18 protein-coding genes are annotated in these 19,600 nt (G+C 64.1%); 3 read left to right on the top strand and 15 right to left on the bottom strand.

Annotation, left to right across the window (positions count from 1 at the left end):
- Nucleotides 1-2: 2 nt before the first annotated feature.
- The 14 genes from KEC45_RS16950 to KEC45_RS16885 all read right to left on the bottom strand — a co-directional run bounded on the left by KEC45_RS16950 (nt 3) and on the right by KEC45_RS16885 (nt 15,552).
- Entirely contained in the window at nt 3-1,238 is a 1,236-nt protein-coding gene (locus KEC45_RS16950; RefSeq protein WP_062176177.1) for an FAD-binding oxidoreductase, read from the bottom strand.
- Between the two features lie 78 nt (nt 1,239-1,316).
- On the bottom strand, nt 1,317-1,997 hold the full coding sequence (locus KEC45_RS16945; RefSeq protein WP_062176180.1) for a YqaA family protein: 681 nt from the start codon (nt 1,995-1,997) through the stop codon (nt 1,317-1,319).
- A gap of 178 nt (nt 1,998-2,175) precedes the next feature.
- Entirely contained in the window at nt 2,176-3,768 is a 1,593-nt protein-coding gene (gene purH, locus KEC45_RS16940) for a bifunctional phosphoribosylaminoimidazolecarboxamide formyltransferase/IMP cyclohydrolase (protein ID WP_062176183.1), read from the bottom strand.
- 178 nt (nt 3,769-3,946) lie between these two features.
- Nucleotides 3,947-4,963 (bottom strand): phytase, encoded by a 1,017-nt coding sequence (locus KEC45_RS16935; protein WP_238586517.1) that lies wholly within the window; start codon nt 4,961-4,963, stop codon nt 3,947-3,949.
- A gap of 23 nt (nt 4,964-4,986) precedes the next feature.
- Nucleotides 4,987-6,441, bottom strand: coding sequence for a metallophosphoesterase family protein (locus KEC45_RS16930; protein ID WP_238586518.1), 1,455 nt, complete (start codon nt 6,439-6,441; stop codon nt 4,987-4,989).
- 21 nt (nt 6,442-6,462) lie between these two features.
- Nucleotides 6,463-9,291, bottom strand: coding sequence for a TonB-dependent receptor (locus KEC45_RS16925; RefSeq protein ID WP_062176186.1), 2,829 nt, complete (start codon nt 9,289-9,291; stop codon nt 6,463-6,465).
- Between the two features lie 202 nt (nt 9,292-9,493).
- A complete protein-coding gene (locus tag KEC45_RS16920) occupies nt 9,494-11,272 on the bottom strand; it encodes a heparinase II/III family protein (RefSeq protein WP_062176189.1) in 1,779 nt (592 codons plus the stop codon).
- A gap of 3 nt (nt 11,273-11,275) precedes the next feature.
- Nucleotides 11,276-11,947, bottom strand: a complete 672-nt coding sequence (gene rpe / locus KEC45_RS16915) for a ribulose-phosphate 3-epimerase (RefSeq protein ID WP_062176192.1) — start codon at nt 11,945-11,947, stop codon at nt 11,276-11,278.
- A 533-nt stretch (nt 11,948-12,480) separates the two neighbouring features.
- Nucleotides 12,481-12,723, bottom strand: a complete 243-nt coding sequence (locus tag KEC45_RS16910) for a hypothetical protein (protein WP_062176195.1) — start codon at nt 12,721-12,723, stop codon at nt 12,481-12,483.
- A gap of 1 nt (nt 12,724) precedes the next feature.
- Entirely contained in the window at nt 12,725-12,928 is a 204-nt protein-coding gene (locus KEC45_RS16905) for a hypothetical protein (protein WP_062176198.1), read from the bottom strand.
- 10 nt (nt 12,929-12,938) lie between these two features.
- A complete protein-coding gene (locus KEC45_RS16900; protein WP_062176200.1) occupies nt 12,939-13,844 on the bottom strand; it encodes an SPFH domain-containing protein in 906 nt (301 codons plus the stop codon).
- Between the two features lie 73 nt (nt 13,845-13,917).
- A complete protein-coding gene (locus KEC45_RS16895; RefSeq protein WP_252171171.1) occupies nt 13,918-14,544 on the bottom strand; it encodes a DUF1826 domain-containing protein in 627 nt (208 codons plus the stop codon).
- A complete protein-coding gene (locus KEC45_RS16890) occupies nt 14,541-15,155 on the bottom strand; it encodes a Fur family transcriptional regulator (RefSeq protein WP_252171170.1) in 615 nt (204 codons plus the stop codon). Before KEC45_RS16890 ends, KEC45_RS16895 begins: the two co-directional genes overlap by 4 nt.
- Nucleotides 15,145-15,552: a MerC domain-containing protein gene (locus tag KEC45_RS16885; RefSeq protein ID WP_252171169.1), complete on the bottom strand. Its 408-nt coding sequence runs from the start codon at nt 15,550-15,552 to the stop codon at nt 15,145-15,147. Before KEC45_RS16885 ends, KEC45_RS16890 begins: the two co-directional genes overlap by 11 nt.
- Before the next feature lie 89 nt (nt 15,553-15,641).
- Here KEC45_RS16885 and KEC45_RS16880 point away from each other — a divergent pair, with 89 nt between their 5' ends.
- Nucleotides 15,642-17,723 carry a TonB-dependent receptor gene (locus KEC45_RS16880; protein ID WP_252171168.1) on the top strand — a complete coding sequence of 694 codons (2,082 nt, stop codon included), beginning with the start codon at nt 15,642-15,644 and terminating at the stop codon, nt 17,721-17,723.
- Between the two features lie 74 nt (nt 17,724-17,797).
- On the opposite strand, the gene KEC45_RS16875 is transcribed toward KEC45_RS16880, so the two are convergent.
- Nucleotides 17,798-18,586 (bottom strand): hypothetical protein, encoded by a 789-nt coding sequence (locus KEC45_RS16875; protein ID WP_252171167.1) that lies wholly within the window; start codon nt 18,584-18,586, stop codon nt 17,798-17,800.
- A 264-nt stretch (nt 18,587-18,850) separates the two neighbouring features.
- Here KEC45_RS16875 and KEC45_RS16870 point away from each other — a divergent pair, with 264 nt between their 5' ends.
- Nucleotides 18,851-19,141: a DUF1153 domain-containing protein gene (locus tag KEC45_RS16870; protein ID WP_252171166.1), complete on the top strand. Its 291-nt coding sequence runs from the start codon at nt 18,851-18,853 to the stop codon at nt 19,139-19,141.
- A gap of 10 nt (nt 19,142-19,151) precedes the next feature.
- Nucleotides 19,152-19,547, top strand: a complete 396-nt coding sequence (locus KEC45_RS16865; protein WP_252171165.1) for a hypothetical protein — start codon at nt 19,152-19,154, stop codon at nt 19,545-19,547.
- Nucleotides 19,548-19,600: the final 53 nt, after the last annotated feature.

The raw sequence follows: 19,600 nt of genomic DNA, 5'->3' as shown, positions 1-19,600 counted from the left end.
GCTCAGAATTTGCGCGAGAAGCTGACCAGATCGGCGTCGGGATCGCCGTCGCCGCTGATCAGCCCGCGCAGCATTTGCGCGGCCATCATCGAAAAGGTGATGCCGTTCCCGCCATAACCCATCGCGGCATAGCAGTTCGGCATCCTGGGAATTCGGCCGATCGTCGGCGTGCCCGTCTTGCTGTCGCCGAAACTGCCCGCCCAGGCATGAACCGGAGTGGCGTCGATCATCGGCAGCAGCGCCGCGAGCTTGCGCGACAAGGTCCGCGCCTTGTCGGCGATTTTGGCATCGCGTTCGCCGGCATCGCTGATCTCTTCGTCTTCGCCGCCGCAGATGACTTCGCCGCGCGGCGTCGTGCGAATATAGAGATAGGGGTCCGCCGCTTCCCATATCATCGCCGCCGTTGGCCAGATCGCACGCGGCTGCGCTTTGGTCGCGATCGACCAGCTTGAGATGATCTTGTTCCCTTTGCGCGGGACGCCCTTCAACATCTCATAACCCGTCGCGACAACCAGATTTTGCGCGTGGATTTCATGCCCTTCGGCGCTGGTAATCGTCACCCCGCTCGCGCCGGGCGACACGTCGCAAATATCGACGGGGCTATAAATTCGCGCGCCGCGACCGATTGCCATATTCAGATAAGCGGCGGTCAGCTGGCGCGGATCAGCGGTGTAATTGCCAAAGCCGATGATCGCGTGCCGACCGGCAATGCCATAGCGATCGAGCACCGCTGCGGGTTTCAGCAGTTCGACTTCAAAGCCCGCGCGCCGCCGCGCATCGGCTTCGCGCGCCAGCCCCTCCGCATCGAGCACATTGCCATGCAGATAGATCGAACCGCGCGTCGCGGCATCGACTTTCATCCCCAGCCGCTCGGTGCGCTCGCGCAGCGCGTCGACCGCCTGACGCGACCGCCGCCACAGACGCTCGGCGCGGTCGCGGCCGATTTGCTGCGACAGCAACGACAAAGGGGTGTCGATTTCATATTGCAGCATAGCCGTCGACGCCGCGGTCGACCCGTCCATCGGTCGGCGACGGTCAACCACCACGACCTGCAATCCGGCCTCCGACAAGGTTTCGGCAATCAGCGCCCCCGATATCCCCGCACCGATGATCGTCACGTCGCAGCGGACGGTTCGGGTCAATGCGTGCGTCGGCACCACTGGGCGCCGCCGCGCCGACCAGATCGACTGGCCGGTGCGCAAATCGCGATGATGGGTGACCGAGGCTTGGATCGGCATGAAAGCGGCTCCCTATCGCGGCAGGAGCGACCCGTCTTCAATCCATGGCGCGCGAACAGGTTGCATCGCGCCGCGTGGCTACTTCCGGTCCAGCCCGATGCTTTCCAGCGTCGCGCCGCTGCATTTGTCGGCTTCCTTCGTCTTGCCGTCGCCCGACAGCGCGCCGATCGCGAGGAAGCCCGCGACCACGGCGACCAGAAACGCGCCGGTGACCCAGATCAGATATTTGTCGATGAACGCCTTGATCGGCGCCCCGAACAGCCGGAACAATATGCCGACAAGCATGAAGGAAAAGGCGCGGCTGGCGAGGCTGGCCCACAGGAACGTCCAGAAATTCATGTGGATGAAGCCGGCGGTGATCGTCAGCAGCTTGAACGGAATGGGCGTTGCACCCTTGATCAGGATGATCTCGGCGCCGAATTCGCGCAAATAGCAGGCGGCTGGCGGAAAGGCGTCGGTCAGCCCGAGCACCCCGAGCAGCCACAAGCCGACGCTTTCGTACAGGAAGAAGCCGATCCCGTAGCCAAGGATGCCGCCCGCAACCGACGCAAGCGTACAGATGATCGCATAACGCACCGCCTTTTTCGGATTGGCGAGGCACATCAGCCCGAGCAACGGGTGCGGCGGGATCGGGAAAAAGCTCGCCTCGACGAACGCGACCAGCGCCAGCCAGAATTCGGCGTGCGGATGCGCCGATTTCTCCATCGTCCAGTTATACATGCGGGTAATGAAACCGGGCCGATGGGTTGTGGCAGTCATGCTGTTCCTTTGCGCGGGGCCATGATGACCACAGGCCTGCTATGCCGTCCGGGCGCGGTTAAATAAAGCCGATATCCCTCGCCCCGCGAAGGCGGAGGCCACTGGCGGATTACACCGCCATTGCGGCACAAGGCCGAGAACGGCCTCCGCCTTCGTGGGGGCGACGCTTATCTTCCGATCAATGCCGGAAGTGGCGCATGCCCGTGAAGACCATCGCAAGCCCGGCGTCGTTCGCCGCCGCAATCACCTCATCGTCGCGGATCGAGCCGCCCGGCTGGATGACGCAGGTCGCGCCGGCCTCGACAGCAGCGAGCAGCCCGTCGGCAAAGGGGAAGAAGGCATCGCTCGCCACTGCGCTGCCGACGGTGCGAGCTTCGGACCAGCCGTGGCTATCGGCCGCTTCGCGTGCTTTCACCGCGGCGATGCGCGCGCTGTCGCGGCGGTTCATCTGACCCGCGCCGATGCCCGCCGTAGACCCGCCCTTCGCATAAACGATGGCGTTCGATTTGACGTGCTTCGCGACGGTCCAGGCAAAGAGTGCGTCGGTCAGTTCTTCCTCGGTCGGCGCGCGGTCGGTGACGACCTTCAGGTCGGCGCGCGTGATGCGGCCATTGTCGCGGCTCTGCGCGAGCCATCCACCCGCGATCGTCTTGAGCATCAGCCCGCCGCGTGCGGGATCGGGCAGTTCGCCCGTTAGCAGCAGGCGGAGATTCTTTTTCTTCGCGAATACGGCGCGCGCGTCGGCGTCGGCGTCGGGCGCACAAACGACTTCGGTGAAGATGCCGCTGATGAGTTCGGCAGTCGCGCCGTCGAGCGGACGGTTGACCGCGATGATGCCGCCGAACGCCGACACATCGTCGCATTTCAGCGCCGCGTCATAGGCTTCCGCGATCGTCGCGGCGGTCGCGACGCCGCACGGGTTGGCATGCTTGACGATCACGCAGGTCGGGTCGGCCTCGCGAAATTCGGCGACGAGTTCGAGCGCGGCGTCGGCGTCGTTGATATTATTATAGCTGAGTTCCTTGCCCTGCACCTGTTCGGCCTGCGCAATCCCGCGCGCGGCCGGGCCGGCGGGAAGGTAGAGCGCCGCCTTTTGGTGCGGATTCTCGCCGTAACGCAGTTCGGCCGACAGCTTGGCGGTCAGCGGTAGCGTGTCGGGGAACATCTTGCCCTGGTCGGCAAAGGCGAACCAACTTGCGATCATCCCGTCATAGGTCGCGGTGTGCGCGAAGGCGGTCGCGGCAAGGCGCTTGCGGAGCGCCAGCGTCGTGGCGCCGTCATTGGCGTCCATCTCGGCGATTACGGCGGCATAATCCTCGGGTTCGGTGACGATGCCGACAAAGGCATGGTTCTTCGCCGAAGAGCGGACCATGGCGGGGCCGCCGATGTCGATATTCTCGATGATCTCGTCACGCGCCGCGCCTTTCGCGACGGTCGCGGCGAAGGGGTAGAGGTTGACGACGACCAGATCGATCGCCCCGATGCCATGTTCTTCCATCGAAGCGACATGCGCCGCGTCGTCGCGCACCGCGAGGATGCCGCCGTGAACCGTCGGGTGCAGCGTCTTCACGCGGCCATCCATCATCTCGGGAAAGCCGGTGAGGTCGGACACGTCGAGGACCGTGTGGCCGGCCTCGCGCAGCGCCTTGGCGGTGCCGCCGGTCGACACCAGTTCGACCCCGTGGCGGACAAGCGCGGCGGCAAGATCGGCGAGCCCCGCCTTGTCGCTGACGGACAGAAGGGCGCGGCGGACGGGAATCAGGTCGGTCATTGGGGAAGGCCTCGGCTGGCGATGGGATGACGCGGCCCCCCTAGGCGGGTCATCCCCCAAGAGCAAGTATCGTTGCCCCGCGAAGGCCGGAGGGGGCTATCGGACATGGCTTTGGGCTGGCAGCGGGGTTGAAGTCTCCGCGTCTCCGCGTGAACTCCTATTCCTCTGCGCGAATGCGTTAAAGCCCCATCGCCGCCGCGATCTGGTCCCAGCGCACCAGTTTGAAGTTCTGGGCCTTGGGGGCATTGTCGCCGTCCTGGGCCAGGAAGATGCCATCGGGGAAGGCGGGGCCGAAATTGCCGGCGACCGCCTCGATCCCGTCGGTCTCGCTCGTCGCGCCAAATGTCCCTGCGGCGACCGCAAAGCGGCCGACATACTCGACCGACGGCAGCCGGAAGACCGCATAGGCATTGTCGCCCTGGCTCGATGCGAGAAGGTAGCGCTGGCCCTTGTGATCGATCGTCGCAAGGCCTTCGACATCGGCAACGAGCCGCTGATTGTCGACCGGTGCGACGATGCGTGCGATCGCGGTGGTGCCACTGGGCTTCAATTCCCAGATGCCGGCGTCTTCTTCGCCGACATACAGCGTGTCGCCGTCGAAGACGCAGCCTTCGGACTGGGTCGGAATCTTATATTCCCACTGAACGGTAAAGCTCGGCGTGTCATCGACTGCGAGCGTGCCGACGCGCACCGTGCCGTCCTTGACGATCAGCGCCGCGGTGATCGGCGCACCCGGCGCGGTCTTTTTGAGGCACAGGCCATAGGCTTCGCCGGTGCCCGCCGCCGCGCGGCCGAGCGAGACGATCGCCGGCTTGTCCGCGTCGAGCCGGAACACCGCCAGATGCGCGTTCACTCCGTCGTTGCGATCGCTCGCAACGATGATGTTGCCCGCGACATCGGCATTGTTGACGAGGCCGGCCTGGGTAAAGGCGATATCCTTGCCCGAAAGGTCATAGACGTGAAGCCCCGCCTTTTTGTCGGTCGCGACGATCAGCGCGCGGTTCGGATTGGCGGGATCGATCCAGATTGCCGGATCGTCCGCCGCGTCGGCCTTGCCCGTGCCGACGGGCGCGGTCTCAGCGCTGGCGGTAACCTGCACCGGCGGCAGACCAGTGATGACGGGCCCGCTCGCAGCGCATCCGGCAAGCGTCCATACGAGCGCCGCAGCTCCGAGCAATTTCCAGCGACTGACCATTATATCCCCCAAGCGTTGGTTCTTCATTTGCCCGATGCGACGCACACACCGCCGTCCGGGCCGACATCGCCCGTGCAGCGCCGCGCGGCAAGCGTCGGTTCGGCGAGTTCACGGAGGCGGTTGCCCTGCGCGGTGCGTTCGAGGTCGAAGCCGTCGTAAAGCTTTCCGGAGGCGGTGAAGGTCCGGAACTTGAGCGTCTTCGGCTCGACGTCGACGATCTGGTAGAGTTCGGTCGCCTCGGCGATCTTATCGGGCTGCCAGGGCGTGCGATCGTTGAGCCGATACATTTTCGATCCCGTCACCGACACAAGATAGACCGGCCCCTGGATGCTGCCGTCGGCGCGTGCCTTTGCATTCGCATCGCGCCCGGCTTCGCCCGTCAAACGGCTATAGCAATGATCGTGCCCCTGCAGCACCAGATCGACCTTGCGCTTTTCGAACACCGGCTTCCACGCCGCCTTGATCTCGGCGGTGTCGTTCGGGCGCGCGCAGGTGAAGACCGGCTGATGGAACAGCACGACGTTCCAGTTCGCCTTGCTCGACGCCAGCGTCTTGTCGAGCCAATCGGTCTGCGCCTGCATCGAACCGAGGTCGATCGCGGCGGTGCCGTCGAGGATGATGAAACGTACGCCCTGATAATCGGTGTAATAGGTCGTGGCCTTGACCGGATCGGTGCCGTTCGACGGCAGCGCGAACTGGGCTGGCCAATAGGGGCCGAGCCGGCGGCTTTCGCTGCCGTCCGCTTTCAGCACGTCGACATATTCATGGTTGCCCGTTGCAGGCACCTGCGGGACGCTCGCATAATTATAGCCGCCCGCCTGGTTCCACTCGCCCCATTCGTCGTCATGGTCCAGGTCGTCGCGCTGGCCGACAAGGTCGCCGGCATGCGCGACGAGACGGATATCGCCATTGGCAAGAAAGGCCTGCCGGATCACGCGGCTGGCATAGGTCAATATGCCGTTCTGGATGTCGCCCAGATAAAGGAAGCGGAAGGGCTTTGCCTCCGCGGCGGCGGTGCGGAACTGATGCCATTCGCTCCAGCCCGCAGCCCCTTTGACGCGATAGGCATAGACGGTGTCGGGGGAGAGGCCGGTGAAACGGACCTGATGATAGAGCGAGGGGCCATAGCTGCTATCGACCGGCATCGCCTTGCCGGTGACGAGCCGTGCCTTTTCGCCGAGCGTGGGCCCATCGACCGACACCGCGATCTGGGCCTGGGACTCGGCCTGCGCGGTGTCGGTGCGAAAGGCGACCGCCATCTCGCGCGCGGGATCGGCCCCGGGCGTGAGAACGATGCGGTCGGGAAGGTTTTTCGGCGCGTAGGGAAGGCCCGCGGAACGGGGGATGGGCGCGCCATCCTCCGTCTGCGTGACGATCTTGAACGCGGGCTCGGTCGCCGCGGCGGGCAGGGCGCCCGCCGATAGCAACGTCGCCGCGAGCAGCGACAGGCCAAGGGGCCGCTTGTTCATCATCGTCATGTCTACCCTTGATGTCCGTCGTCAGAAGTTGGCCGAAACGCCGAATTTCGCGGTCCAGCTATATTTTTCATATTGCAGGATGCGCTTGGCGCCTTCGAAGTTCTGATAGGCGAAATAGGGCGCGTCGGTGACGTTAACCCATTCGGCGAACAGCCGGACATTGTTGGTGACGCGGAACTTTGCCGACAGGTCTAGCTGGAAATGCTGATCGATGTAGCGGTCCTCGTCGGCGCCGCCGCCCAGTTCGTCCAGATATTTATCGCGATAGGTGCCCGCCGCGCGCAGCGAGATCGGACCCTTCTCATAACCCAGCACGACGTTGAACGTGTGCTTCGACGAAGCGGGCAGGTTGATGCGGCGCGGATCGGTCAGGTCGTCACCGGCGAACACCGTGCCCTTCGCATCGGTGAAGGTATAGTTCGCGTTGAGCAGCAAGCCGTCGAGCGGCGAGGGCAGGAAGGTAAAGCGCTGGGCAAAGCTCAGCTCGATCCCCTTGACCTTGGCGGTCTCGCCATTGGTGAAGGTCGTCGCGCGTTCATAATCGATGCCAAGGATCTCGCCCGGCGTATTGTCGGTCACCTCGACGATGAAATCATCGATCGACTTCCAGAACACCCCGGCGGTGATCGCCGAATTATTGCCGAAATAATATTCGGCCGATGCGTCGATGTTCCAGGCGCGATAGGGCTTGAGGTTCGGGTTGCCGAACTCGGCGTCCAGATCCTCGTTCACCAAAACGCGCGGCGCGAGGTTCGACAGTTTCGGACGCACCAGATTCTTGTAGCCGGCGAGGCGCAGGACAAGATTCTGGGCGGGCTCGAAACGCAGCGTCAGGCTGGGCAGCCAGTCGGTGTAGCTGCGCGTCGAACGGTTCGGGGTGACATCGAGCGTGTCCTCGTTGGTCGCGAAGGCGCGGATATCATTATAGGTGCGCTCGAAGCGGACACCGCCGACCACGCGTACCGCGCTGCCGTCGAAGCGGCCGAGGACATAGCCTGCAAGCACATCTTCCTTGATCGAATAGTCCGACGAGGCCGAGTTGATGATCGTGTCGGCGTCGTTCAGCTCGAACGAGTCGGTGTTGTTATTGTAGAAATCGCTCGGCGACGTTTTGCCCGGAAGCGGGCCGAGGTCCTGGATACGGTAATTATAGCCGCTGCCCAGCACGTCGGCGAGCGTGTAGGTGCCGTCATATCCGTCATAGACAAGCGCATCCAAGTCGTAGGATTTCTTGCGCCAGCGCGACTTGACGCCGCCTTGCAGCGTGAAGGTGCCTGCATCCATTGCGAACTCGCGCGCCACGTCGCCCCGCACGCCCCATTCGCGATCCTTCGAATCGGACAGGTCGGTCAATTCAAGTTCGTTGAAGCCATAGCTCGCCGGATTGTTGAACAATGCGGTGTTGCCGGTGATCGTGAAGGCGGGGCGGCGGGGATCCGAATAGTCGAAATTCACGCCGACCTGGTTGGCGCCCGAACCCGCGAAGCGCGCGCGGAAGCGCGTCGGATCGACCGAGCCATTTTCCCGCTCGGTAGCCTTTGAATAGCTGCCCGAATAGGTCAGTTTCCACGGGCCGGTTTCGGTTTCGCCGCCGACGACGAGCGAGCCGATCTGCTGCTTTTCGAAGCGGTCCTTCATGCGGCGGCGCACTTCGATACGCGGCGATTCGTCCGTGGGCTCGACGCCCTGCTGGTTGCTCAGGAAATTGGCGCTGGTTGCAGTGCCCGACACCGGGTTGATGCGTTCCTCGTCGAGGATAAAGATGATGTCGCCGCGATATTCCTGATCGGAAAAGCGGCTGTAAAGACCGCGGGCATAAAGTTTGGTCGTGTCGCTCGGGCGCCAGTCGAGGCTGAGCGAGCCGCCGAGACGCTTCCGTTCGACGTCATAGTCGCGATATTGAAGTTCGCGGGCAAAGGCGATGCCGCCGACCTCGTCCCAGTCTGCCGCTTCGATATTGTCGGTTTCGAACTTGCGCTGATAATAGCTGATGCCGCCTGCGATGCCGAAATTATCGGTGATGCGGGTCGAGAAGTCAAAGCTGCCCTTCGGGGTCACCGCATCGGCGTAGTCATTATAGCTGCCTTCCAGCTTGACCGAGAACAGGTCCTTCTTGCGGTCGAAGGCGCTCGTCGTGTTGATCTCGATCGAGGCGCCGATCGTGTCGCCATCCATGTCGGGGGTGAGCGATTTCTTGACCTCGATCGATTCGATCAGTTCGGACGGCACAACGTCGAGCGCGACCGAGCGTACATCGCTTTCGGGGGCCGGCACGCGCGCGCCGTTGATCGATGCGGCATTGAGTTCGGGATCAAGCCCGCGGACCGAGACGAAGCGGCCTTCGCCTTGATCGTTCAGGATATTCACCCCCGGCAGGCGGCGCAGCGATTCGGCGACATTCTGGTCGGGAAACTGGCCGATGCCGTCGCGGGTCAGAACGCTTTCGACGCCGTCGGCGGCGCGCTGGCGCGACAGGCTGCTGGCAAGATTTGCGGCCTGGCCGACGACCAGGATCGCACCGTCGGTGCCGAGCAGGACATTGGCGGTAACGCTGCCCGTTTCGGGAACGACGACTTCCTGCGTGCGCGGTTCGGCGCCGCTATAGCGCGCTTCGAGCGTATAGGTGCCTGCGGGAATGTCGGTGAAGCGGAAGCTGCCGTCACGGCCCGATTCGACAACCCGGCCAAGTTCGACAAGACGCAGCTCGGTGCTCTGGAGCGCGCGCGTGTCGGTCGCGTCGGTGACGGTCCCGACGATGTCGGACGCAAAGGCGGCGGTCGGAAGCGCCGCGGCGAGTGAAAGGCAGGTGCCGAGCAGGATGCGCGAACGGACAGTACGAAGCTGGTGCATGAAGTCCCCCGAGGAGTGCGAGAATGTCGCCGGGTCCTGTTGGCTCCCGACGAGTCGAGGGGGCCACTGGCAGGGCTGTATGACCGCTGTGTTACGTCGGTGTCACGGTTCTGACATATAGGAAAGCGGTGTCGCGCAACCGCAAGGGATTGTTCGCAAACTTGCGACCGTAAATATATTTGACGATCGATTGCCGGCCTGATCAGCCGATATGCTTGAAAATCCAGCCGATGCTGGCGCCTCCAGCGGGCGCGTTGCCGGTGACGACGAGTTGCTCGGTCGGGTGCGGCCGGCCCTCGCCATCGACCCACAGGCTCTGCTCGATGTCGAGACCGCCTTCGGACGTGCGGAACTGCCAGAGCGGGCCGCCGCCCACGCGCAGCAGCGCGCCCAATTTGTCGGCGGTCAGGCTGGCCGAGATATGCGGTCCAAGGTGGAAGCGCAGCGTGAAGCCTTTGTCGCCCTTGCGCCGTGTACGCGGGGCGGGAAGGAGCAGATCCTCGCCGCGGAGTTCGCGGCCGTTCGGCGAAAGGATCAGCAGGCGGCGATGGATCAGTCCGTGGCGCCGGGCATATCCGTCGTGGCTCATCTCGACCCGGCTGCCTTGCGGCGTCTCGCGCCGGTCGAGCTCGACCTCGGTCACGCCCTTGCCGAGCGAGCCGTTGGCAAGGATCGCGGTCGAATTGCTGTCGCCGAGCGTCAGCGTCGAATGCGCCGCGGTGGTGCGAAGCCCGCGTGCGAGATCGGCCGGAATCGTCGCGCCGGTCAGCGCCGCGCCGCCGCAATTGACGACGATGCGCTCGTCGCCGTCGCTGAGTTCGAAGGCGAGAGTCGAGGCGCAGCCCGCCTCTGTGACGCGCGCGATGGGCGGCGGCGCCGCGTCGGCGAGCAGCACGACCTTGTTCGCAACCAGCCGTTGATAACCCCAGTCGCGTGCCTGCTTGAGCGGGCGCGTGCGCACGCCGCTCGCATTGACGATGGCCTGGACATAGGCGGCGGAGGTCGCCCCGCTGCCCTGCCAGCTACCCATGCCGCCGTCGCTGTGAAGCAGGCCCAGCAGTGCCGGAACCGCCCGCGCGAGCACTTCCTGAATGAAGGGCGGCACTTCCATGCGGCGCATGTCATAGATTTTCGCGAGCATCGACAGCGCCATGATCGCGTCGAGCTGCGCCTGGGGCGAGCGTGAGATATTGCCGCCGTCGGCGTAGAAGCTGGTTTCGAGGACCCTCCGAAGGCCGGCTTCGCCGAACACCTGTCGCGGTTCGCCGCCGGGCATCAAAAGCGACGCGGCGACGATGCCGACCCACGCGACCATCTGCCCCGTGCCGGGCCGCGTCTTGTCGGCGATACGGTCGAGGTGGCGCGCCGCGCGTGCAAGATGATTGAGCACCGCCGAGCGATAAACAAGGTCGCTCGACGACAGGATCAGCGGCGCGTGCGCAGCCCAGAACAGGATGCGCCAGGCGGTATTGTCGGCTTTCCACGCGGGTTCGCTGACCGTTTCGCCGTGCGTGCCCAGCCAATGGCGCACGACGGCTTCGGCGATCGGCGCGCCGTCGGCGCGCGATCCCGTTGCGGCGAGATCGCGCAGCCAGGCAAAGCTGTGCAGATAATCGGCAAAGGTCGGAACGACGTCGAGCGCCGCGAAATCGAGCTCGCCGAGCGGCAGTTTCAACCCGCGGTGCAGGAGATGGCCGGCGCGGATCGCCGTGCCCGCCCGTGTGTCGCCGGGGATCGGATCGGTGGGCACGCCAAGCAGCTTGAGCGGAAAACGCCCCTTCAGCCGGAAGGCGTGAAGCGGTGTGCGCCAGGTCAGGCGAGTGATCGCGTTTGCGACGCGATCGCCGAGCGAAAGACCCTGGTCGGCGGGAAGGCGGATCAGCCGCTTGCCGGGTTCGATCGTATCGTCGAGTGGCGCGGCGTCGTCACCGGAGTCGAGCGGTGTGTCGGCGGGGGCAGCGGTCAACGGTCTCCCCTCCATCGATCAGGCCCCGCGCAGCCGCCGGATATTGTCGGCATAGGCGTCCGGTCCGCCCTTGAAAGTCGCGGTGCCGGCGACGAGCACGTCGGCGCCCGCCGATATCGCGAGCGGTGCGGTGCCCGCGTCGATGCCGCCGTCGACCTCCAGCCGGATATCGCGGCCCGACTTCTCGATCATCTTCCTGACCGCCTCGATCTTGCGAAGCTGGCTCGAAATAAAGCTTTGTCCGCCGAAGCCCGGATTGACGCTCATGATCAGGACAAGGTCGATGTCGTCGATCAGATAGTCGAGCATCTTCGCCGGCGTCGCGGGATTGAGCGACACGCCCGCCTGTTTGCCGAGCGACTTGATGTGCTGGACGGTGCGGTGGATATGCGGCCCGGATTCGGGATGCACGGTGATGATGTCGGCGCCCGCCGCGGCGAAGGCGTCAAGGAAATGATCGACGGGCGAGATCATCAGGTGGACGTCGAAGGGTAGCGTCGAGTGCGGACGCAGCGCCTTTACCACCATCGGGCCGATCGTCAGGTTCGGCACATAATGGCCGTCCATGACGTCGATATGCACCCAGTCGGCGCCCGCCGTTTCGATTGCGCGTACTTCTTCCCCCAGCCGCGCGAAATCGGCGCTGAGGATCGACGGGGCGATGCGAACTGGAGCGGAGGCGGCGGTCATGAGACCGGCCTTAACCATCTAGCGAGTCGGGGGCAAGCGGGGTGGGCGCGCCAATGGTGGAAAAGCGTGATGAGGGCAGTTTTCGGCCGGAAGCCGACCTATCTTTCGTCGTCACCCCGGACTTGATCCGGGGTCCCGCTTGAGGTCGAAACCAGTGAGTGCCTCAAAAAGCGGGATCCCGGGTCAAGCCCGGGATGACTGAAGTAGGGACGGGATGTCCGCTCCCCAATACAAAACAAACATCGCCTTCAATTAGGTCTTTCCTACATTATTCGGCCGTGCCAGCCTTCATCCGGCTCTTTCATTCGGTGAACAAAAAGGTGGTCGCTGCCCGGCTTGCGGGTACGACCATGATCGGACGTGCCTCGCACATCCAGCACGCCGCGACTTGCAAATCGGCGCGCTCATAGGGCTGAACTTTCCTGAACTTTGGAATATTGCGCGGCCCTTGCGCCGACCCGATCTGGATCCAGCCGGGCGATGTCCAAAGAAGGCAACGTCAGCTCCCCACCCCAAAACAGACATCGCGGCGCCTATCGCCAGCGCCACCCTCCCTCTGTCTTGGCGCGATAAAGCGGCATCGGGGCGAGGCCGGCAAGGACCACTGCGATGGTCATCATCGCGGGCCGATCGCGCAGGAGCATCGCAATTCCGGTAATCAGCGCGATGTGCATCGCCAGCATCAGCCAGCCTTGCCAAGTGATCGGCAGGCCGGTGCCGAAACCGCGGCGTTTCGGCCGGAACCAGGGGCGGGTGTCGAACATCAGGTGCAGCATATCAGCTTTCCTCCCTGGGTGGCCGTCCGCGCTTGGGCGCATCGGACCGTTTTACACTGACGCCGCGCCGCGCCAGCGCTTCGCGCAGCAACATCTCGATCTCCGCATTGGCGCTGCGCAGCTCGGCCGCCGCCAACCGCTCGATCGCCGCGTAGAGCGCGGGATCGAGGCGGAGGGCAAAGGCTTTTTTAGACTGCGCTGCCATCGCCCGGCCCTCAGTAGAGCGAGCCGGTGTTGACGACGGGCTGCGTGTCGCGTTCGCCGCACAGGACGACCATCAGGTTCGAGACCATCGCCGCCTTCCGCTCGTCGTCGAGGTCGACGACATTCTTTTCGGAGAGGTGCTGTAGCGCCATCTCGACCATCGTCACCGCGCCCTCGACCAGCTTTTTGCGGGCCGCGATCACCGCCTCTGCCTGTTGGCGACGGAGCATCGCGCCGGCGATTTCGGGGGCGTAGGCAAGGTGCGTCAGGCCGCATTCGTCGACCGTGATGCCAGCGACTTCCAGCCGTTCGATCAGTGCCTTGCGCAGTTCCCCGCCAACCTCGTCGTGGTTTCCGCGCAGCGTCACTTCCTGATGCTCGATGTCGTCATAGGGATAGCGCGAGCCGATTGCCCGTACCGCGGCCTCGATCTGCGCCATGACGAATTCCTTGTAATCGTCGACGTCGAAGAGCGCCTGCGCAGTGTCGGTGACGCGCCACACGACCTGCGCCGCCATTTCAATGGGGTTGCCGCGCAGGTCGTTGACCTTGATCTTGTCCGAAATCACATTGTTGGCGCGGACCGCGATCTTCTTGCGGCTGAGCCAGGGCAATACCCAGCGCAGCCCTTCCTCGCGGTCGGTACCCCGGTAGGCGCCGAACAGTTGGACCGCCGCCGCCTCGTTCGGGTTGATCATGTAGAAGCCGCAGAGGATGATCGTGCCGATCACCCCGCTCGCGACCACCACCGCCCATTTCCAGTTCCAGTCGATCCCGTCCGCGCCGATATTGGTCGTCGCCGCCCAGATGGCGGCGCCGAGCAGGCCAAGCCAGATCAGCAGCATCAGATAGCCGCTCTGTGTATTGGCGCGTGTCTCGCGGCTGCGGTTCAGCGCCCGTGTCCCTGTTTCGACCATCTTTCCCTCCGAATCACTCGATATAATGATGATATCATATTTATATCGAATGGAGCGATGGTCAATCGGGATTCTACGAAAACTCCGGACGCACTTTAGGGGGAAGGGTCGAATGGTTCATCGTGAGCAGCAGTCGCTCTTCGCCGGTACCGGCGATCGGCGGCGATCGGTGGACCGCGGCGCGCGCCTCGTCCCAGTTTCGGCCCTTGAGGATTGCGACGTCGCCCGCGCGCATCTCGCGGATGTTATGCGATGTGCCGCAGTCGCAATCGTCCATGCTCTCGCCGTCGAGCCACTGCGTCCCGCGCCCCGTATAGGTGGTGATCAGCCGTGCAAGGACGTAATCGGCGTGGAATTTCCGACAGGCATCGCCGGTGATCCGTTCGAACCGAATATCGAGCCTGTCGATCCGCATGATCGCCGCGAAGCGCGCGGCGAGATCGATGATGTCGGCTTCCAATCTGACGCGGACATTGCCGGCCGGATAGCCCGCGGCCTGCATCGCGCGGTTCAACGCCGAACCCAGGTCGCAGACGTCGCTCGTTAACTGGATCGGGCGCAGGCTGGGCGCGAGAAGGCCTCGAAATGCGGGATCTTCGGAGCGCTCCCAAATCGCGATCGAGATGTCGGGATCGTGGATGGCGGCGAGGCCTTCGCCGTTGCCCGCGATCAGGGTGCTCGGGAATCGAAGCGTTGTCATGCAGATGCGCTTTCAAAAAGCCGGGCACGGCCGGGTTTTTCGCCTTCGGCCGCAATCAGGACGGGATATGCGCCCGCGATGCCGCCCGGCGCGGAGCCGCCCGCAAGCGAAAGGAGCGCGAACAGCATCGCCATACCCCGCATGCGCCGGACGGGCAGCGCCCCCGCGCGGTGCGCGCGGCACTCGGGGCAGAGTCCCGACACTTCGAGGATCGGCGTGGCGGGTTCGAAACCCCGCGCGCGGCACAGTCGATCGAGTTGGCCGGCGAGGTCTTGCGCCTCGAACGACGTGACGGTCCGGCAATCCTTGCAGACCGCGAACCCCGCCCTGTCGTCCCGTGTCGGCGTATAGGCGGACAGCAATTCGATACGACGCACTTTGCCACGCTGCAGCAGGCGGTCGAGGATGCGATAGACTTGATTGGGCGCCAGCGGCGATCCGGTCTGCCGGCTCTGTCGCGCGATCTCATGGGCGCCGAGCGGGCGGTTGCTCGCACGCAGCTGGTCCATCACGCGGCGATCGAGATCGGCGGGCTGGCGATGGACCGGCGAAGCGGGCGGCGCGAACTCGTTCTCGTCGCGGCAGCTTTCGGCGAGTTGCTCAGATCGCATGGCGGCGCAGCCTCCAATTGATCAGGTGTCCGGTGATGAGGAGCAGGCTGCCGGCGACGGTGATCACGATCGAGGTGCCATGTTCGACGCCGGGAAGCAGGGCAAGCAGCAGGCAGGCCACGCCGACGGCGCCGAACAGCGCCGGGCGCACCGCACCGTGGCGAAGATAGCCGAGCACGAAGGCGAGAAGTGCGAAGGGCGCGGCGAGGCCGACCGCGACATAATGAAACGCTTCGGAACGCACGAAAGCGCCGGCCGCAGTCGGGAGCAGGACGAGAAGCATCGGCAAGGCAAGGCAATGCACAAGACAGAGCAGCGAGGTCGAAAGTGCGGCGCTCTCGACACCATCGGTCGCGCGGATTGTCGATCGCGAGGGATCGTGGAGGATGTTCATCATCGATTTTCCGGGGGTTGGAGTCAAAGTCTGTTGAGTTATGATATAACGTCTCCTATAGGGCCTGCCTCTATATGATGAAAGGGGTTTTTGTGACTTTTCGTGCTCTTCTGTTGTCCGCCGCCGTTCCCGTTTCCGTGCCGCAAATCGCCATGGCCGAGGAAACGGTGCCTTTGGTGAAGCGGGAAGAAAGATCGGCTGCCTATTTGCAGGCCGGCACCCGTGCCGATCCGGAGATCGTCGTGTCGGCCAACGTCCTCGGCCTTCGCGCCGACGAAACTGCGACCCCGGTCGTCACGCTCACGGGCGACGAACTGGTTCGCCGCCGCCAGGCGACCCTCGGCGACACGCTCGCCGGACAGCCCGGCATCAACTTCGACAATTTCGGCGGGGGTGCTAGCCGTCCCGTGATCCGCGGCCAGACCGCTCCGCGTGTGCAAGCGCTCTCCGATGGGTCCAGCATCCACGATGCATCGGCGATCTCGCCCGATCATGCGGTGACGACCGAGCCGCTATTGCTGCGCGGGATCGAGGTGCTGCGCGGGCCCGCGGCGCTGCTCTATGGCGGCAGCGCGATCGGCGGTGCGATCAACCTGCTTGATGAGAAGGTCCCGACGTCGATCCCCGACGGCGGCATCGCGGGCACGGTCGAGGGGCGTATCGGCACGGCCGACGACGAACGCTCGCTGGTCGGCGGGATCACCATCGGGGGGCAGGGGCTCGCGCTGCGCGTCGAGGGCGTTCATCGCTCGTCGAATGATTACCGCGTGCCCAAGGGGTTCGGCGAACGCCATGTCGATGGGTCGTATAACGACACCTCGACCTTCACGGTTGGCGGCTCATGGGTTGGCAGCGGGGGCTATCTGGGCGTCGCCTATACGCGCCAGCGCAGCGAATATGGCCTGCCCGGGCACAGTCACGACTATGAAGGCTGCCATCCGCACGGCAGCAGCCTGCACTGCGGCAGCCACGCGCATGACGACGAGGATCATGACCATGATCACGAGCATGAGCATGAGGAAGTGCCGTTCGTCAAATTGCGCAGCGAACGCTTCGATATCCGCAGCGAATATGAAGATCCGCTGCCGGGGTTCGAGAAGGTTCGCTTCCGCCTGTCGTTCACCGATTACGAGCATGACGAGATCGAGCATGACGAGGTCGCGACGACCTTCAGCAACAAGGCGCACGAGCTTCGCTTCGAACTCGCGCACAAGCCCATCGGGCCTCTGCGCGGCGCGTTCGGGGTCCAGCATTCGGAGAGCAAGTTCAGCGCGCTGGGCGAAGAGGCGTTCCTGCCTGAAAGCGAGACGCGGAGCACCGCGCTGTTCCTGATGGAAACGCTAGACGCCGGTCCGATCCGCTTTGAACTCGCGGCGCGACAGGAATGGCAGAAGATCGAGACGACGCGGAATCGCGAGGTAAGCCATAAGCCCTTCTCGATCTCGGGTGCGGCGGTCTGGGACATCGGTGGCGACTATTCTTTGGCGCTCTCGCTCGCGCGGTCGCAGCGCGCACCCAATGTTCAGGAACTCTACGCACGCGGCATCCACCTCGCTACCAACACCTATGAGGTCGGCACCGCGACGCTCGGCAAGGAAACGGGCAAATCGATCGACCTGACCTTCCGCAAGACGAAGGGCGCGACGACCTTCACCATCGGCGCCTATCACCAGGCCTTCGACGACTATATCTTCGCGAACACGCTCGACCAGTTCGAGGATTTCCGCCTCATCCGTTACACCGCCGCCGACGCCACCTTCACCGGGATCGACGGCGAGGTGCGGCACGAATTCGGCGCTATCGGCGCATCGCTGTTCGGCGATTATGTCCGCGCGAAGCTGAAGGGCAATCTCGGCGACCTGCCGCGCATTCCTGCCGGCCGGCTCGGCGCGCGCGCCGACGGGCGTTGGGGGCCGCTGTCGGCCGACGTCGAATTTTACCATGTCTTCGAACAGGACCGGATCGCCGCATTCGAAACGCGGACGCCGGGTTATGACATGCTCAACGCGACGCTGGCCTATAAGGTCGAACTCGGGCCGAAGGCCGATGCCGAATTGTTCGTGCGCGCGACCAATTTGACGAACGAACTCGCTTATAACCACGCGTCGTTCATCAAGAATGCCTCGCCGCTCCGCGGACGCAACTTCGTCTTCGGGCTACGCACCAGCTTCTAGGTCGACGTGGGGTGGACGGAAGGAGGGGCGCATGGTCGCGCGCCCCTCCTTCCGCCGATCAGGTCCCGAACGGGTCAGGCGGGTTCGGCCGCCAATATATAGTCGAAGCCGTGGCGCAGTCCGTTCGCGCTGGCGACAAGAGCCAATGCTTCGGCGCGCAGCGCTTCGCCCCGTGCCGCTAGCGCGTCGGCAAGGCCGCGGTCGGCGATCCGGGCCAGCCGCGGCGCACACATATCGATCTGGCTGTTGACGAAACGCTCCTTGTAGCGGTTCGCGAAGCGCTTCGCCGCGATGATGCGGTAGCCCGACGCCTCAAGGTGATCGACCACCCATTGCGAGGGATATTCGCGATAGGGCTGTTCACCGGCGAGGAGCAGACAGGCATCGCGGAAACGCCCGATCTCCCAGACAAGGCGCCCGGCTTCGCTGTCGGGCTCCCCCACGACATAGGGTTCTAGCCCCACGACATAGAGCCGCCGTCCGACCAGCGGGCGAAGGCGCGCAAACAGGCGATGCTGAAAATATGGAGCAAAACCGTCGATTGCGCCGAGCAGATAATCGGCAAGCACAGAGTCATAGCTTTCGCCGGCAAGCAGGGTCGAGTCCGCCCAGTTGCCGACGATGATCCGGTCGCCCTCGCGGCGATGCCGAGCGATCGCGTCGCGGACTTGCACCGCGTGGGCGTCCGCGCCCGTGACTGCCGTCCATTGCTCGGTCGGCAGCGTGCCGATCCAGCCGATTGAATGTGTCCCGGTTCCCGCATCGAGCATCCGGCCCCAGGGTCTTTCACCCTGGAGCGTTTCGATTTCCTGGAACAGCCCGGAAACCGGGCGTCGAACTTGGGCTGCGATGGTCATTGCCATGATATAGGATATCATCGGGTTTCGATCAAACGCCGTCGTGCCAATATTCGACGCTTTGATCCTTCAAACGCGCAGCCGTTCAGCGTCGATCGCATGCGCTTTCGTGTCGAAACGGCGCTGACATTTCATCCGCCACTTCCCGCTGTCGAGCTCAGTCCGGAGCGGAAGCGCGGCGGTCAATCCGCCAGGCCTCTGCATTAAATCGTGAACAGCCTCATCGCGCGTGCGTCTTTGACAATGAGACTGCCGGATTGGAGAATTGCGGTGATTGAAAATCTGAAGATTCGTCCGGCCTCGGTGGTCGGCCCGATGGGCGAGCGCCTGACGCTGGAAAGTCTGCCCTGCCCCAATACGAGCCGATGGGTCTGTCGCCGCAAGGCACAAGTCGTCGCAGCGATCGATGGCGGGCTTCTGACGGCGGACGAGGCCTGCACGCGCTATGCCCTCAGCGCAGAGGAACTCGCATCGTGGCAGCGCGACTATGCACGTGCGGGCGTCCTCGCGCTGCGCGCGACGCGTCTTCAGGAATATCGCGACGTGCCTCGCAACGATTGAGGCCGGGTCAATGAACGCGATCATCCCGTCGACCGATGGCCTTATGAGCAGTGACGCAGACCTGTTCGATGCGGACTATGTGCGATGCACTCAAGGGTCGGCCGCGCGTCGCGCTGTCTCGATCGCGTCCGCAAAAAAAAATCACATCACCGTGAATGAGACGTCGCGGCGTGCGTCTTCTTCTTTTGAAAGGGCAGCAACCGATCATCCTGTCGGCGTGACGGCGATGCTGAACTTAACAAGTTTTCGGTGCGCGTCCTGGGTCGCTTCAACGATCCGCATCGAAGGGCTGGTCGGCCTTCCCGGTCCGACCAGCCCGCTCATCTGGCAGCCCGCGCGAGCGAAGCTGCCGGGCAATAATAGGTTTTCAATGCGCGTCCTGGGTCCCTCCAACGATCCGCATTGAAGGGCTGGTCGGTCTACCCGGTCCGACCAGCCCTATTATTCTGGATGCCAATA

The organism is Sphingopyxis sp. USTB-05, assembly GCF_023822045.1.
Classification (GTDB): Bacteria; Pseudomonadota; Alphaproteobacteria; order Sphingomonadales; family Sphingomonadaceae; genus Sphingopyxis.
This window is presented reverse-complemented; position numbering and strand designations above follow the sequence as displayed.